We start from the raw sequence: 16,196 nt of genomic DNA, 5'->3' as shown, positions 1-16,196 counted from the left end.
CCAATGCTGGTGGGGGCCTTCCGGTTAACGGGTGTTCGGCGGTGTCCTACTCTCCCACACCCTGTCGAGTGCAGTACCATCGGCGCTGGAGGGCTTAGCTTCCGGGTTCGGAATGGGACCGGGCGTTTCCCCTCCGCTATGGCCGCCGTAACTCTATGAAACTGTCACACATTCAACACCCCGCCCGAACCCACAATCCCTCGGAGGGATCATGGTTGGGGGTGAATGGTATCTGTGTGTTGTTTCAGATACCGCACAGTGGACGCGTAGCTTCTTTGTGGTAAGTCCTCGGCCTATTAGTACCAGTCACCTCCACACATTACTGTGCTTCCAGTTCTGGCCTATCAACCCGGTGGTCTGCCGGGGGCCTTACCCCCTCGAGGGGGTGAGAAACCTCATCTTGGAACAGGCTTCCCGCTTAGATGCTTTCAGCGGTTATCCCTTCCGAACGTAGCTAACCAGCAGTGCTCCTGGCGGAACAACTGGCACACCAGAGGTTCGTCCGTCCCGGTCCTCTCGTACTAGGGACAGCCTTCCTCAAGTTTCTAACGCGCGCGGCGGATAGAGACCGAACTGTCTCACGACGTTCTAAACCCAGCTCGCGTGCCGCTTTAATGGGCGAACAGCCCAACCCTTGGGACCTACTCCAGCCCCAGGATGCGACGAGCCGACATCGAGGTGCCAAACCATCCCGTCGATATGGACTCTTGGGGAAGATCAGCCTGTTATCCCCGGGGTACCTTTTATCCGTTGAGCGACACCGCTTCCACTTGCCGGTGCCGGATCACTAGTCCCGACTTTCGTCCCTGCTCGACCTGTCAGTCTCACAGTCAAGCTCCCTTGTGCACTTGCACTCGACACCTGATTGCCAACCAGGCTGAGGGAACCTTTGGGCGCCTCCGTTACATTTTGGGAGGCAACCGCCCCAGTTAAACTACCCACCAGGCACTGTCCCTGAACCAGATCATGGTCCGAGGTTAGATGTCCAATACGATCAGAGTGGTATTTCAACAACGACTCCACGAACACTGGCGTGCCCGCTTCACAGTCTCCCACCTATCCTACACAAACCGAACCGAACACCAATACCAAGCTATAGTGAAGGTCCCGGGGTCTTTTCGTCCTGCCGCGCGTAACGAGCATCTTTACTCGTAATGCAATTTCGCCGAGTCTGTGGTTGAGACAGCAGAGAAGTCGTTACGCCATTCGTGCAGGTCGGAACTTACCCGACAAGGAATTTCGCTACCTTAGGATGGTTATAGTTACCACCGCCGTTTACTGGGGCTTAAATTCTCAGCTTCGCCATTACTGGCTAACCGGTCCTCTTAACCTTCCAGCACCGGGCAGGCGTCAGTCCGTATACATCGTCTTACGACTTCGCACGGACCTGTGTTTTTAGTAAACAGTCGCTTCTCTCTGGTCTCTGCGGCCCCACCCAGCTCAGGAAGCAAGTTCCGTCACCAGACGAGGCCCCCCTTCTCCCGAAGTTACGGGGGCATTTTGCCGAGTTCCTTAACCACAGTTATCTCGATCGCCTTAGTATTCTCTACCTGACCACCTGTGTCGGTTTGGGGTACGGGCCGTGTGAAAGCTCGCTAGAGGCTTTTCTCGGCAGCATAGGATCACTGAATTCGCCTCAATCGGCTACGCATCACGTCTCAGGCTGTATGTGACCCGGATTTGCCTAGGTCACGCCCTACACGCTTACACCAGTATTACCACTGACTGGCTCAGCTACCTTCCTGCGTCACCCCATCGCTTGGCTACTACCAGATCGGTTCACGCGCATCCACACACCGGAGAACCCGAAGGTTCGAAGGCGGCTTCAGGGCGCTTAGCATCACTGATTCACCAGGGGCGCGTTCACACGGGTACGGGAATATCAACCCGTTGTCCATCGACTACGCCTGTCGGCCTCGCCTTAGGTCCCGACTCACCCTGGGCGGATTAACCTGGCCCAGGAACCCTTGGTCATTCGGCGGACGAGTTTCTCACTCGTCTTTCGCTACTCATGCCTGCATTCTCACTCGTGCAGCCTCCACACCTGGATCACTCCGGCGCTTCCATGGCTGCACGACGCTCCCCTACCCATCCACACCACTGCACACAGGCCCGTAGACCCGCATGGGTGTTATGTGAATGCCGCGGCTTCGGCGGTGTACTTGAGCCCCGCTACATTGTCGGCGCAGGATCACTTGACCAGTGAGCTATTACGCACTCTTTCAAGGGTGGCTGCTTCTAAGCCAACCTCCTGGTTGTCTTCGCGACCCCACATCCTTTTCCACTTAGTACACGCTTAGGGGCCTTAGCCGGCGATCTGGGCTGTTTCCCTCTCGACTACGAAGCTTATCCCCCGCAGTCTCACTGCCGCGCTCTCACACTCTGGCATTCGGAGTTTGGCTGACGTCAGTAACCTTGTGGGGCCCATCGGCCATCCAGTAGCTCTACCTCCAGAGTGAAACACGCGACGCTGCACCTAAATGCATTTCGGGGAGAACCAGCTATCACGGAGTTTGATTGGCCTTTCACCCCTACCCACAGCTCATCCCCTCAGTTTTCAACCTAAGTGGGTTCGGGCCTCCACGACGTCTTACCGTCGCTTCACCCTGGCCATGGGTAGATCACTCCGCTTCGGGTCTAGAACATGCCACTACAAACGCCCTATTCGGACTCGCTTTCGCTACGGCTACCCCACACGGGTTAACCTCGCGACATGCCGCTAACTCGCAGGCTCATTCTTCAAAAGGCACGCCATCACCCACCCACCAAAGTGGCGCAGGCTCTGACGGATTGTAAGCGCACGGTTTCAGGTACTATTTCACTCCCCTCCCGGGGTACTTTTCACCTTTCCCTCACGGTACTAGTCCGCTATCGGTCACCAGGGAGTATTCAGGCTTATCGGGTGGTCCCGACAGATTCACAGCAGATTTCACGGGCCCGCTGCTACTCGGGTGTCCGTCACGACAGTCACCATGTTTTCGTCTACGGGACTCTCACCCTCTACGACAGGCCGTTCCAGACCACTTCGACTAACACGATGATTTCTCACTGTCGGCCAATCCGGCAGAATTGACAAGACGGATCCCACAACCCCACGAATGCAACGCCCGCCGGCTATCACACACCCATGGTTTAGCCTCTTCCGCTTTCGCTCGCCACTACTCACGGAATCACATGTTGTTTTCTCTTCCTGTGGGTACTGAGATGTTTCACTTCCCCACGTTCCCTCCACACGCCCTATATATTCAGGCGCGGGTAACCACACATCACTGTGGCTGGGTTTCCCCATTCGGACATCCTCGGATCTCAGCTCGGTTGACAGCTCCCCGAGGCTTATCGCAGCCTCCTACGTCCTTCATCGGCTCCTGGTGCCAAGGCATCCACCGTACGCTCTTAAACACTTACAACAAAGATGCTCGCGTCCACTGTGCAGTTCTCAAACAACACACAACACCCGAACTCATGTGGCACCAGCCGGCACTCTCGCACCGCGGTATGACCACGCCCAGGTCTTGTCGTTCCTTCCTTCGAGAAGATCACTCACGTGTTCTCTCAGGACCCAACAGTATGCCGATATAACTCTCTTCCCACCAGCACTCGGGCCGGCAGTAGTGAAGAAGAATACTTGTCAGTGTTCCACCCATGAGCACCACCGGATTACATGTGAATCCGAAATGGCTCTGCCCTCACACGCTCCCCGACTCTTCGGGGTGTGTGGGGAGATGCTCCTTAGAAAGGAGGTGATCCAGCCGCACCTTCCGGTACGGCTACCTTGTTACGACTTCGTCCCAATCGCCGATCCCACCTTCGACGGCTCCCTCCACAAGGGTTAGGCCACCGGCTTCGGGTGTTACCGACTTTCATGACGTGACGGGCGGTGTGTACAAGGCCCGGGAACGTATTCACCGCAGCGTTGCTGATCTGCGATTACTAGCGACTCCGACTTCACGGGGTCGAGTTGCAGACCCCGATCCGAACTGAGACCGGCTTTAAGGGATTCGCTCCACCTCACGGTATCGCAGCCCTCTGTACCGGCCATTGTAGCATGTGTGAAGCCCTGGACATAAGGGGCATGATGACTTGACGTCGTCCCCACCTTCCTCCGAGTTGACCCCGGCAGTCTCCTGCGAGTCCCCGCCATTACGCGCTGGCAACACAGGACAAGGGTTGCGCTCGTTGCGGGACTTAACCCAACATCTCACGACACGAGCTGACGACAGCCATGCACCACCTGTATACCGACCACAAGGGGGGCCGTATCTCTACGGCTTTCCGGTATATGTCAAACCCAGGTAAGGTTCTTCGCGTTGCATCGAATTAATCCACATGCTCCGCCGCTTGTGCGGGCCCCCGTCAATTCCTTTGAGTTTTAGCCTTGCGGCCGTACTCCCCAGGCGGGGCGCTTAATGCGTTAGCTACGGCACGGATCCCGTGGAAGGAAACCCACACCTAGCGCCCACCGTTTACGGCGTGGACTACCAGGGTATCTAATCCTGTTCGCTACCCACGCTTTCGCTCCTCAGCGTCAGTTACTGCCCAGAGACCCGCCTTCGCCACCGGTGTTCCTCCTGATATCTGCGCATTTCACCGCTACACCAGGAATTCCAGTCTCCCCTGCAGTACTCAAGTCTGCCCGTATCGCCCGCAAGCTTGGGGTTGAGCCCCAAGTTTTCACGGACGACGCGACAAACCGCCTACGAGCTCTTTACGCCCAGTAATTCCGGACAACGCTCGCACCCTACGTATTACCGCGGCTGCTGGCACGTAGTTGGCCGGTGCTTCTTCTGCAGGTACCGTCACTCTCGCTTCGTCCCTGCTGAAAGAGGTTTACAACCCGAAGGCCGTCATCCCTCACGCGGCGTCGCTGCATCAGGCTTTCGCCCATTGTGCAATATTCCCCACTGCTGCCTCCCGTAGGAGTCTGGGCCGTGTCTCAGTCCCAGTGTGGCCGGTCGCCCTCTCAGGCCGGCTACCCGTCGTCGCCTTGGTAGGCCATTACCCCACCAACAAGCTGATAGGCCGCGGGCCCATCCTGCACCAGTAAACCTTTCCAACCCCCGCCATGCGACAGGAGCTCATATCCGGTATTAGACCCAGTTTCCCAGGCTTATCCCAGAGTGCAGGGCAGATCACCCACGTGTTACTCACCCGTTCGCCACTCGTGTACCCCCGAAGGGGCCTTACCGTTCGACTTGCATGTGTTAAGCACGCCGCCAGCGTTCGTCCTGAGCCAGGATCAAACTCTCCGTTGAAGACTCAAGATTGGCCGGCAAAACCGGCAATCAGTCATAGACATCGAGTCAAATCACTAGCAAAATAAACTCAAACTAGCTGTTTGCGCTGACCATCCCAGACGGAAGAATGAGACAATCAGCAAATACCCACCACAAAAAGTGGTGGAGTACCAAAAATTGGCACTGACATTCATCGACACACTGTTGAGTTCTCAAAGAACACGCACACACCATCACTCGAAACACACAGTTTCTCGTTCCGAGGCAACCGTTCCAGCTTAGCCCACCCGAGAGTCGAGTGCAAACTCGCTTCCCTTCCGGGCCACCCGGAGGCGGTACAACCACCCTACACACGGCAGGATCGTCGACCAACTTCCGGGAATATCAGGCGCTCCCCGTACAACCTCGTTTTCCCTCGCTGACCAGTGAAGGTCGCGGCCGGGTCGGTGTCCGTGTCGCTCTGACCTGGAATAAGTTACGCGAGGGTGAACGGAGCGTCAAACGGCCTGGTGGGAAGGATTCGGGACGTCGTTTTCCCAGGTCATCAAGCGCGAACGACCGCGGCCACGGCCGAATGCTCGACTGTGATGCCGGGCACAGCGCTCATTGCCCGTCTCCTTCGTCCGAGACTCGACGGATGTCCCCGCCCAATCCGACCAGGTCCTCGACGAATCTGGGGTAGCCGCGATCGATGTGGTAGACGTCGTGCACTTCTGTCACCCCGTCCGCGACGAGCCCCGCAAGCACCAGGCCAGCGCCGGCACGGATGTCCGAGGACCACACCGGGGCGCTCGACAGCTCCTCCACTCCCCGGATGACGGCATGGTGCCCGTCGGTGCGTGCATCCGCACCCAGGCGGATCATCTCTTCCACGAACCGGAATCGCGCCTCGAAGACATTCTCGGTGATCATCGACGTGCCGTCCGCGATCGCCGCGAGCCCGATCGCCATCGGCTGCAGGTCTGTCGGGAATCCCGGGTACGGGAGGGTCGCGAAGTTCACGGCCTGCGGACGACCGGTCTGCACCACGCGGAAACCATCGGCCTCGGTGGTGATCTGCGAACCGGCCGCGCGCAACTTGTCGAGCACGAGACTGAGGTGCTTCGGGTTCACGCCGCGGACGAGCACGTCCCCCCGCGTCATCGCTGCAGCGATACCCCAGGTGGCCGCGACGATCCGGTCGCCGATGACCCGGTGCGACGTGGGCTGCAAGCGGTCGACGCCGCGAATGGTCAGCGTCGTCGAGCCGGCGCCGGAGACCTTCGCACCCATCCGGTTCAGCATGTTGCACAGGTCCACGATCTCCGGCTCGCGCGCCGCGTTGTCGATGATCGTCTCTCCCCTGGCCAGTACGGCAGCCATGAGAATGTTCTCGGTCGCCCCCACCGACGGGAACGCCAGGCGGATGTTGGCCCCGTACAGGTCGTCGGCCTCCGCGACGACGCAGCCGTGCTCGATCTCGCTGTGCGCACCGAGGAGGCGAAGTCCTGACTGGTGCATGTCGAGGGGGCGCGAACCGATCGCGTCTCCACCGGGAAGCGCCACGACTGCCTTGTGGCATCGCGCGACCAGCGGACCGAGGACACACACCGACGCTCGGAACTGCCGGACGGCCGCGAAGTCCGCGTGGTACTTCGGCTGCGCCGGTGTCGTAATCCTCGCGACGTCCCCCTCGAGCGACACGTCGCAGCCCAGTCCGCGCAGTACATCGGCCATCAGCGGCACGTCGAGGATGTCGGGACAATTCTCGATGACGGTCGTGCCCTCGGCGAGCAGAGCCGCGGCCATCAGTTTCAGGACGCTGTTCTTCGCGCCGCCCACCGACACCTCACCGACGAGTCGGTTCCCACCAGCGACAAGAAAGCGTTCACTCACAGTCGAACAGCCTAGCCAGGACAACGCCGGACCTGCCGAGCGGTACCGTTGCCCCATGGCTGTTCACTTGACGCGGATTTACACCCGGACCGGCGACGACGGCACTACCGGGCTGAGCGATTTCTCCCGCGTGTCCAAGAACGATCCACGGCTCATCGCGTACGCGGACTGCGACGAAACGAACGCGAGCATCGGCGTCGCTCTCGCACTCGGCACCCCGCCCGAGGAGATCGTCGACGTGCTCCGCCAGGTCCAGAACGACCTGTTCGACGCCGGCGCGGATCTCTCGACGCCGGTCGTTCCGGACCCCAAATACCCGCCGCTGCGCGTGACCGAGGCCTACATCGAACGCCTCGAAGGATGGTGCGACGAGTTCAACGAGCGCCTCGAACCGCTGCACTCGTTCATCCTGCCGGGCGGCACCCCGCTCGGGGCCCTGCTCCATTCGTCGCGCACGATCGCCCGACGCGCGGAACGCTCCGCCTGGGCGGCCGTCGAGGCCAGCCCCGACGACACCAACACCCTGCCCGCGAAGTACCTCAATCGCCTGTCGGACCTGTTGTTCATCGTCAGCCGACTCGCCAATCCGGGCGGAGACGTCCTGTGGAAGCCCGGCGCCGGCAGGTCCTGACCCCCGCGCAACGCAAAAGGGAGGCCGACAGGCCTCCCTTTTCTGTTCCCGCACCGCGGTCCGTCACGCGGGACGTCCCCGCAACGACCGTCCGTCCGGCCTCGACTCCACCCATGAAAGGAAGGCGGTCAAGGCGCCCCGGTCGAGGGCTATCTCGTACGTGTCGTCACCGTCGGAGATCTCGAGAATCACGATCTCGTCGGTCATGATGTCGTACTCGTTGCCGACGGGGCCGCGACGGGAACCGACCTCGATCCCCTGCCGACTCAATCGGGAGTCCGGTCCGGGCCGCAGGCTCGACAGCTTGAAGAAGACCAGTGAACCTTCCCCGTACCGGACGACCCCGTGTCGCCAACCACTTCCACCGGGAGCCGGGGTCACTCGCAGAATCGCCGCCGTGCCACCCCGTCGCAGAACGGCGAGGCGATACACGAAAGCCGCGACGAAGGCCGCGAGCAGCACAACCAGAATGATGAGAACAACCATTCCGATCGTCACTACTCGTCGGCTCCGTCGCGGCTCGTCGTGGACTGACTACGCGCGCTCGACGGCGCGCAGCTGACCCTTGGCGATCGCGATCGCCTCGAGATCCTCGGTGGTCTCGGCCAGGACGGCCTTGGCCGCCTCGACGTCGACATCATGCGCCATGTCAGCGGACTCGGCCAGGATCGTCACCGTGGTGGCGGTCACCGAGAGGAAGCCACCGTGCACCGCGGCGACCACGCGCTCGCCGTCGACGGTCGTGATCGCAACCACGCCGCCTTCGACGAGCTGGCCGAGGACCGGCTCGTGCCCGGGCATGACACCGATCTCACCCTCGGTCGTCTGGGCGCTGACCAGCTTCGCCGATCCCGACCAGAGTCGCTGCTCGACGGCAACGAGTTCAACGGTCATCTCAGCCATGTCGGTCTACTTCCCGGCGATCTTCTTGGCAGCGGCCTCGACGTCGTCGAGTCCACCGCAGCTGTTGAACGCCTGCTCGGGCAGGTGATCGAACTCGCCCTTGCAGACGCGGTCGAACGCCTCGATGGTGTCGCGCAGCGGCACGACCGAACCGGGCTCACCGGTGAACTTCTCGGCGACGATGAAGTTCTGGCCGAGGAACTTCTGCAGACGGCGGGCGCGGCCGACGAGGACCTTGTCCTCTTCCTGCAGCTCGTCCATACCGAGGATGGCGATGATGTCCTGCAGCTCCTTGTACTTCTGCAGGATCCGCTTGACCTCGTTCGCGACGCGGAAGTGCTCGGCACCGACGATGCCGGGCTCCAGGATGCGCGAGGTCGACGTCAGCGGGTCCACAGCGGGGTAGATACCCATCTGCGAAATCGGACGCGAGAGCTCGGTGGTGGCATCGAGGTGCGCGAAGGTCGTGGCCGGCGCCGGGTCGGTGTAGTCGTCGGCGGGGACGTAGATCGCCTGCAGCGAGGTGATCGAACGGCCACGGGTCGAGGTGATGCGCTCCTGGAGCTCACCCATCTCGTCCGCCAGCGTGGGCTGGTAACCGACGGCCGAAGGCATACGACCCAGCAGGGTCGAAACCTCGGAACCGGCCTGCGTGAAGCGGAAGATGTTATCGATGAACAGCAGCACGTCCTGGCCCTGGACATCGCGGAAGTACTCCGCCATGGTCAGCGCGGACAGGGCGACGCGCATACGCGTTCCCGGCGGCTCGTCCATCTGGCCGAAGACAAGGGCGGTGTCCTGGAGGACGCCCATCTCTTCCATCTCGAGGTGAAGGTCGGTGCCCTCACGGGTGCGCTCACCGACGCCGGCGAACACCGAGGTGCCGGAGAACTCACGCGCGATACGGGTGATCATCTCCTGGATCAGAACGGTCTTGCCGACACCGGCACCACCGAACAGACCGATCTTGCCGCCCTTGACGTACGGGGTCAGCAGGTCGATGACCTTGATGCCGGTCTCGAGGATCTCGGTCTTGCCCTCGAGCTGATCGAAGGCCGGGGGCTTGCGGTGGATGCCCCACTGCTCGCCGTCGCGACCTGTGCCCGGGGCGTCGAGGCAGTCACCGAGGGCGTTGAACACGTGGCCCTTGACGACGTCGCCGACGGGAACCGAGATCGGCTTGCCGGTGTCGTTGACAGCAGCGCCGCGGACCAGGCCGTCGGTGGGCTGCATCGAGATGGTGCGGACCAGGTTGTCGCCCAGGTGCTGCGCAACCTCGAGGGTCAGCGTCTTCGCCACCGACGGGAGGGTGACCTCCGAGTGCAGGGCGTTGAACAGGTCGGGAACATGGCCGCGCGGGAACTCAACGTCCACAACGGGACCGATGACCCGCACGACCCGGCCGGACGTGGTGTCCGCGCCGTTCGCGTTGGTTTGGGTTACTGCTGCGGTCATGTGCTAGTCACTTCCTGCGCTCGAGGCCAGCGCATTCGCGCCACCGACGATCTCGCTGATTTCCTGGGTGATCTGGGCCTGGCGAGCCTGGTTTGCCTGACGGCTCAGGGTGTTCACCAGTTCGTTCGCATTATCCGTCGCGGCCTTCATGGCGGTACGACGGGCGGCAGACTCCGAGGCGGCGGAGTCCAGCAGCGCCGAGTAGATACGCGTGCTCACGTACTTCGGCAGCAGGGCCGACAGCAACGTGCCGGCCTCGGGCTCGAAATTGTAGACCGCGCTCGGACCCGACTTGCCGTCGTGCTGGCCGTTGGACAGCATGTCCTCGCCCAGCTCGATGTGATCGTCCGTGTAATCGACCTCGAGCGGAGCCATCCGCCGGACTTCCGGCTTCTGGGTGAGCATCGAGACGAAGCGCGTGTAGACGATATGGAGTTCGTCGACGCCCTCGATCGTGCCCTCGCCGTTCGGCGCCTCGACCTCGGCGCCGGAACCGGCCATGAACAGCTCGACCAGGTGACGGCTCGCCTTGGCGGCATCCGCGTACCCGGGCTCCTGGGAGAAGCCCGTCCACGCACCACCGATCTTGCGGCCGCGGAACGTGTAGTAACCGAGGCCCTTGGAACCGAGCACGTAGATCACGGGCTCCTTGCCCTCGGAGCGCAGCAGCTGGAACAGCTCCTCCGCTTCCTTGAGGGCGTTGGAGTTGTAACCGCCGCACATACCGCGGTCACTGGTCACGACCAGGACGGCAGCACGCTTCGGGTTCGCCCGCTCGTTGAGCAGCGGGTGGTCGAGCGACGCCGAGGCGCTGGCCAGCTCGGAGAGCACCTTGGTGATCTCCTCCGCGTACGGCTTGGAAGCCGCGACACGGGCCTGCGCCTTGGTGATGCGCGAGGTGGCGATCAGTTCCTGCGCCTTGGTGATCTTCTTGGTCGAGTTGACCGACTTGATGCGAGAACGCAGTTCGCGGATGCTTGCCATCGATCGATCACTCTCCCTTCGGGTGACGCTGAGTCATGGGGACCACGCTCACTTGCTGACAGTGGTGCGCTTGACGGTGACCTTCTCCTGGCCGACCTCGGAGGCGTCGAGAGCCTCGGCCTCGGCCTCGTTGACGACACGGCTGCCGTCGGAGGCGAGGAAGCCTGCCTTGAACTTCTCGGTCGCAGCCGTCAGGGTCGCGATCGAGGCGTCGTCGAGAGCCTTGCCGCCCTTGATGGCCTCGTAGACGCTGCCCGCGTTGCGGTGCAGGTCGTCGAGGAGCTCGGCCTCGAAGCGGCGCACGTCGGCGACGGGTACCGAGTCGAACACACCCTCACCGGCGAGGTAGATCGAGATGATCTGGTCCTCGACCGCGATCGGCGAGTACTGGTCCTGCTTGAGCAGCTCGACCAGACGCTGGCCGCGCTCGAGCTGAGCCTTCGAAGCGGCATCGAGGTCCGAAGCGAAGGCCGAGAAGGCCTCGAGCTCACGGAACTGCGCGAGCTCCAGACGCAGCGAACCGGAGACCTTCTTCATGCCCTTGGTCTGCGCGGCGCCACCGACGCGGGAAACCGAGATACCGACGTTGATCGCGGGGCGGATGCCCTTGTTGAACAGGTCGGACTCGAGGAAGACCTGACCGTCGGTGATCGAGATGACGTTGGTCGGGATGTACGCCGAGACGTCGTTGGCCTTGGTCTCGATGATCGGCAGAGCCGTCAGCGAACCGCCACCGAGCTCGTCGGACAGCTTGGCCGAACGCTCCAGCAGACGCGAGTGCAGGTAGAAGACGTCACCCGGGTAGGCCTCACGTCCCGGCGGACGACGCAGCAGCAGCGAGATGGCGCGGTACGCCTCGGCCTGCTTGGTCAGGTCGTCGAACACGATGAGGACGTGCTTGCCCTGGTACATCCAGTGCTGGCCGATGGCCGAACCGGTGTACGGGGCGAGCCACTTGAAGCCGGCGGAGTCCGAAGCCGGGGCAGCGACGATGGTGGTGTACTCCATCGCGCCCTGCTCCTCGAGCGCCTGCTTGACGCCGGCGATGGTGGAGCCCTTCTGGCCGATGGCGACGTAGATGCAGCGGACCTGCTGCTTCGGGTCGCCGGTCGCCCAGTTCGCCTTCTGGTTCAGGATGGCGTCGACACAGACCGCGGTCTTACCGGTCTTGCGGTCGCCGATGACGAGCTGACGCTGTCCGCGGCCGATCGGGGTCATGGCGTCGATGGCCTTGATACCGGTCTGCAGCGGCTCCTCGACGGGCTGACGCTCGAGCACCGTGGCGGCCTGCAGCTCGAGGGCGCGGGTCTCGGTGGTCTCGATGTCGCCGAGGCCGTCGATCGGCCGACCCAGCGGGTCGACGACGCGGCCCAGGTAGCCGTCGCCGACCGGCACCGACAGAACGTCGCCGGTCCGCTTGACTTCCTGGCCCTCTTCGATGTGCTCGTAGTCACCCAGGACGACGGCACCGATCTCGGTGGCGTCCAGGTTCAGTGCAACACCGAGCACGCCGCCCGGGAACTCCAGCAGCTCGTTGGCCATCGCCGACGGCAGGCCGGTGATGTGAGCGATGCCGTCGCTGGTGTCGGACACCACGCCGACCTCCTCGCGGGAGGCCTCCGGTGAGTAGCTCGCGGTGTAGTTCTCGATCGCGCTACGGATCTCGTCGGAGGAGATCGTCAGCTCCGCCATGTTTTTCCTGCTCTCGGTATCTGGTCTTCGAAAAGATCGGGAGTATGTGTTCGGTCGTCGGCTACTTGAAGGTCTTGCGCAGGGCAGCGAGGCGACCGGCCGCGCTCCCGTCGATGACCTCGTGGCCCACCCGGACGACCATGCCGCTGAGGAGTGCCGGATCGACCTCCACATGCACGGTGACGGGCTTGCCGTAGGTGCGGGTCAGCGTCGCCGCGAGCCGCTCGACCTGCTCGCTCGACAACGTCGAGGCGCTGCGAACATGCGCAACGGCCTTGTCTCGGAGCGCCGCGGCCAGGGCCGACAGCTCGTCGAACGCATCCGCCGGAGCGGTGCGCAGGCGACCCACAGCCTGGATGGCAAGAGCCTCCGTGATTGCGGTGACCTTGCCGTACAGCAGCTTCGACAGCAGCTCTCGCTTGGCGGCGACGGGCGTCGAACGATCCGAAAGGACCTGCTCCAGCTGCGGATTGCCGGCAACGATGCGGCCGAGACGGAAGAGCTCGTCCTCGACCGTGTCGCTCTGGCTCTGATCCGCTGCGGCACGGAGCAGGGACTCACGCCCAACCGTGACCAGCGAGTTCAGCAGATCCGCCGTGCTCGACCAGTCCTGGCCCGCGGCGGCCTCGAGGGCTGCCAGCGCCTCGGCGCCGACCTTCCCCGAGAACACCTGGCGGGCCAGGCCCTGTCGACCAGCGGCAGGCGTGGACGCGTCGGCCAGAGCACTCCGGAGAGTGCGCTGACCGTCGAGAACCTCGACCACCGAGAACAGCTCGGATCCGGCCTGCGCCGCGGCCGCAGTGGCCGCGCCGGGGGAAACGGAATCCAACGCCGCGGTGAGCGCAGCACGAGTCTGCGTCAGGGCTTCACGGCTCGCTGCGTACATGGTGCTCACTTTCCTGCTGCGGAATCGGCGCTGACTGCGTCCAGCTCGTTGAGGAAGCGATCGACCGTTCCGGCGCGCTTGACGTCGTCGGCGAGCGACTCTCCGATGACCTTCTCGGCCAGGTCGACCGCGGTCTTACCGAGGTCGGCCCGCAGCTCGGTCACGATCTGCTGCCGCTGAGCGACGAGCTGGCTGTGACCGGCGGCGACGATGCGGTCGCTCTCCTCCTGGGCCTGTGCCTTCATCTCGGAGATGATCTGCTGGCCCTGAGTACGTGCTTCCTCGCGGATCTGTGCGGCCTCGGTGCGAGCCTCGGCGAGCTGGGCGTGGTACTGCTCCAGCGCGGCCTTGGCCTCAGCCTGAGCCTCTTCGGCCCGCTTGATGCCGCCGTCGATCTGCTCGGTGCGCTCGGCGAGAACCTTCTGGAACATCGGAAGAACGAACTTCCAGAAGACGAACCCGACGACCACCAGGGCAACGATCGACCAAGTGATGTCATACGTCGCGGGCAGGAGGGGGTTGTGATCCTCCCCCTCGGCCGCGAGCAATGCGATGGTGGTTGACATGGTGTGTTCTTAGAAAATGAAGCCGGCGACGAGACCGATCAGCGCCAGGGCCTCGGTGAATGCGATACCGAGGAACATCGTGGTGCGAACCTGGCCGGCCATCTCGGGCTGACGGACCATGCCCTCGATCGCCTTACCGACGACGATACCCACGCCGATGCCGGGGCCGATGGCTGCGAGACCGTAGCCGACAGCGCCGAGACCCTTGAAGGTGGTCTCTTCCTGCGCGAGGACCTCGACTGCCTGAAGCGCAACGCTCATGTGGTGTTCCGTTCCCTTTCTGTTGCCCACCGCCGGTCGGCGAATGGGGCAGGTCTAACGATGTGAGTGGTCAGTGCGAGTCGGCGTGGAGCGCCAAATCGATATACACGGCGGTGAGCAGCGCGAAGACGTACGCCTGCAGACCGATCACCAGCAGCTCGAAGAAGGTGAAGGCGACGCCCGCGATGATCGACGGCACGCCGAAGATCACCTGGAAGCCTCCGGCCGTGAAGAAGAAGTACTGCGTAGCACCGAAGAACAGCACGAGCAGGATGTGCCCGGCCAGCATGTTGGCCATGAGTCGGACCATCAGCGTGAACGGCCGCAGCACGAACGTCGAGATGAACTCGATCGGGATCAACAGGAAGTGCAGCGGAAGCGGCACGCCCGGCACCACGATGCTGGACTTCACGTACTTGAAGAAGCCGTACTTCTTGATGCCCACGTAGTTGAAGGTGATGTAGGCCAGTGCCGCCAGCACGAGCGGCATGCCGATTCGTGCGTTCGGCGAGATGTTCAGGAAGGGCGTGACGCTCGCGAGGTTGCTGGCCAGCACGATGAAGAAGATGGTCGTGATGACCGGCAGGAAGCGCTTGCCCTGCTCCTTGCCCAGGATCTCTTCCGCGATGTTGATCCGCACGAAATCGAGCGCGTACTCGCCGACGTTCTGGACACCGCGCGGAACGATCTTCGGGCTCCGCATCGCGATGATGAAGAACACTGCCACCAGCGCCGACATCAACAGACGGATCAGCATCAGACGGTCGAGTTCGAAGATCGTGCCCTCGAACAGCACTGCGGGCGGGTAGAAATCATCGAGTGACGGCGGATGGTATTCACCCGCGGCCATGAAGGTGACGCTCAGCGGTCTCTCCCGTAGTCGGCCGCAGGCATCGCTGTCTGCGGTTCGATCGGACATTGACGATCTAACAAGTCGACCAGGTCGGCTCGCGTATTCGTCAGCAGCTGGAGACTCGGGCGAACCCGTCCTGGCGTCTGTCGGTGTCGGCGACTGTCGTCGACTCGGCAACTGGAGGGTGGTTCCGCCCAAATCTGAAATTCGGACAACTCCGACAGCCTCTGTCGCCTGCAAGCGTTACCGAGACGCCAGGTCATCTGGACTTTCCCGGCATCTGCGCACTTGCTTGGACCAGAGACTATCAAGACATCTACGACGTTGTGTAGACGGGGTACCCCAAAACTGCAGAAAACGCCTCGTCCCATGCGTCAGGCAGCGTCCGATTCGGTGTCGGGTTCGTGGGGTGTCACGTACGGGACCTTGGTCTGGAGCACGCCGTAGGTCTCGGCGCCGAGAACGACGACGAGCGAGAGAACGATGACGATCACCATCGCCTGGCGGTTGTAGAAATCCAGGGGGTCGAGGATCGCGAGCACGGTGATGGCCAGGATCATCTTGAGGAGCCAGCTACCCAGCAGGACCGCGCCGGCAGTGACGGCCGGCAGTTTGGCGGTGAGGAGCACGACCAGGACGGTGCACAGGATGAAGCCGCCGCCGACGGCAGCGCCGAGCAGAGCGCCCCACAGTCCGGCGACGCCGGCGAACAGGCTGGCGATGATCACGCCGCCGACGGCGAGCACGAGCAGGCCGAGCACGCCGTAGCGAAGGCCACGGCGGAGTGCCGCCGTGGGATCGGTCGAATAGGGCTCTGGGGTGGAAGTCACGGCTCCCAGGTTAGAGGAACGCTCGG

12 protein-coding genes and 3 rRNA genes are annotated in these 16,196 nt (G+C 62.6%); 1 reads left to right on the top strand and 14 read right to left on the bottom strand.

Annotation, left to right across the window (positions count from 1 at the left end; translation table 11 throughout):
- Positions 1-33: 33 nt before the first annotated feature.
- The 4 genes from rrf to murA form a co-directional block, all read right to left on the bottom strand.
- Positions 34-150: ribosomal RNA gene (gene rrf, locus C7H75_RS09820) — 5S ribosomal RNA — on the bottom strand.
- A 126-nt stretch (positions 151-276) separates the two neighbouring features.
- Positions 277-3,407 (bottom strand): 23S ribosomal RNA (locus C7H75_RS09815).
- A 326-nt stretch (positions 3,408-3,733) separates the two neighbouring features.
- Positions 3,734-5,252: ribosomal RNA gene (locus C7H75_RS09810) — 16S ribosomal RNA — on the bottom strand.
- The 16S, 23S and 5S rRNA genes sit together here, the layout of an rRNA operon.
- Positions 5,253-5,837: 585 nt before the next feature.
- Complete coding sequence (gene murA / locus C7H75_RS09805) at positions 5,838-7,109, bottom strand: UDP-N-acetylglucosamine 1-carboxyvinyltransferase (RefSeq protein WP_005513994.1); 1,272 nt, start codon at positions 7,107-7,109, stop codon at positions 5,838-5,840.
- A 55-nt stretch (positions 7,110-7,164) separates the two neighbouring features.
- Here murA and C7H75_RS09800 point away from each other — a divergent pair, with 55 nt between their 5' ends.
- Positions 7,165-7,740, top strand: coding sequence for a cob(I)yrinic acid a,c-diamide adenosyltransferase (locus C7H75_RS09800; protein ID WP_005513995.1), 576 nt, complete (start codon positions 7,165-7,167; stop codon positions 7,738-7,740).
- 63 nt (positions 7,741-7,803) lie between these two features.
- Here C7H75_RS09800 and C7H75_RS09795 read toward each other — a convergent pair whose 3' ends face one another.
- The 10 genes from C7H75_RS09795 to C7H75_RS09750 form a co-directional block, all read right to left on the bottom strand.
- Positions 7,804-8,226: a DUF2550 domain-containing protein gene (locus C7H75_RS09795; protein ID WP_037085394.1), complete on the bottom strand. Its 423-nt coding sequence runs from the start codon at positions 8,224-8,226 to the stop codon at positions 7,804-7,806.
- A gap of 48 nt (positions 8,227-8,274) precedes the next feature.
- Complete coding sequence (locus C7H75_RS09790) at positions 8,275-8,643, bottom strand: F0F1 ATP synthase subunit epsilon (protein WP_005513998.1); 369 nt, start codon at positions 8,641-8,643, stop codon at positions 8,275-8,277.
- Positions 8,644-8,649: 6 nt separating this feature from the next.
- Entirely contained in the window at positions 8,650-10,098 is a 1,449-nt protein-coding gene (atpD, locus tag C7H75_RS09785; protein WP_005513999.1) for a F0F1 ATP synthase subunit beta, read from the bottom strand.
- A 3-nt stretch (positions 10,099-10,101) separates the two neighbouring features.
- Positions 10,102-11,082, bottom strand: a complete 981-nt coding sequence (locus tag C7H75_RS09780) for a F0F1 ATP synthase subunit gamma (protein WP_005514001.1) — start codon at positions 11,080-11,082, stop codon at positions 10,102-10,104.
- Positions 11,083-11,130: 48 nt separating this feature from the next.
- A complete protein-coding gene (atpA, locus tag C7H75_RS09775; protein WP_005514002.1) occupies positions 11,131-12,774 on the bottom strand; it encodes a F0F1 ATP synthase subunit alpha in 1,644 nt (547 codons plus the stop codon).
- Positions 12,775-12,835: 61 nt separating this feature from the next.
- Positions 12,836-13,660 carry a F0F1 ATP synthase subunit delta gene (locus tag C7H75_RS09770; RefSeq protein WP_013415634.1) on the bottom strand — a complete coding sequence of 275 codons (825 nt, stop codon included), beginning with the start codon at positions 13,658-13,660 and terminating at the stop codon, positions 12,836-12,838.
- Positions 13,661-13,665: 5 nt separating this feature from the next.
- Positions 13,666-14,226: a F0F1 ATP synthase subunit B gene (locus C7H75_RS09765; RefSeq protein WP_005514004.1), complete on the bottom strand. Its 561-nt coding sequence runs from the start codon at positions 14,224-14,226 to the stop codon at positions 13,666-13,668.
- Positions 14,227-14,235: 9 nt separating this feature from the next.
- Positions 14,236-14,487, bottom strand: a complete 252-nt coding sequence (locus tag C7H75_RS09760) for an ATP synthase F0 subunit C (protein WP_005514006.1) — start codon at positions 14,485-14,487, stop codon at positions 14,236-14,238.
- A gap of 70 nt (positions 14,488-14,557) precedes the next feature.
- Entirely contained in the window at positions 14,558-15,337 is a 780-nt protein-coding gene (atpB, locus tag C7H75_RS09755) for a F0F1 ATP synthase subunit A (protein ID WP_069855953.1), read from the bottom strand.
- Positions 15,338-15,714: 377 nt separating this feature from the next.
- A complete protein-coding gene (locus C7H75_RS09750) occupies positions 15,715-16,179 on the bottom strand; it encodes a Cg1360 family ATP-synthase-associated protein (RefSeq protein WP_175278731.1) in 465 nt (154 codons plus the stop codon).
- Positions 16,180-16,196 lie beyond the last annotated feature (17 nt).

This window comes from Rhodococcus (subgen. Prescottella) equi (genome assembly GCF_003013675.1).
GTDB lineage: Bacteria > Actinomycetota > Actinomycetes > Mycobacteriales > Mycobacteriaceae > Prescottella > Prescottella equi.
The sequence above is the reverse complement of the archived record's forward strand: the minus strand, read 5'-3'. Positions and strand labels throughout refer to the sequence as shown.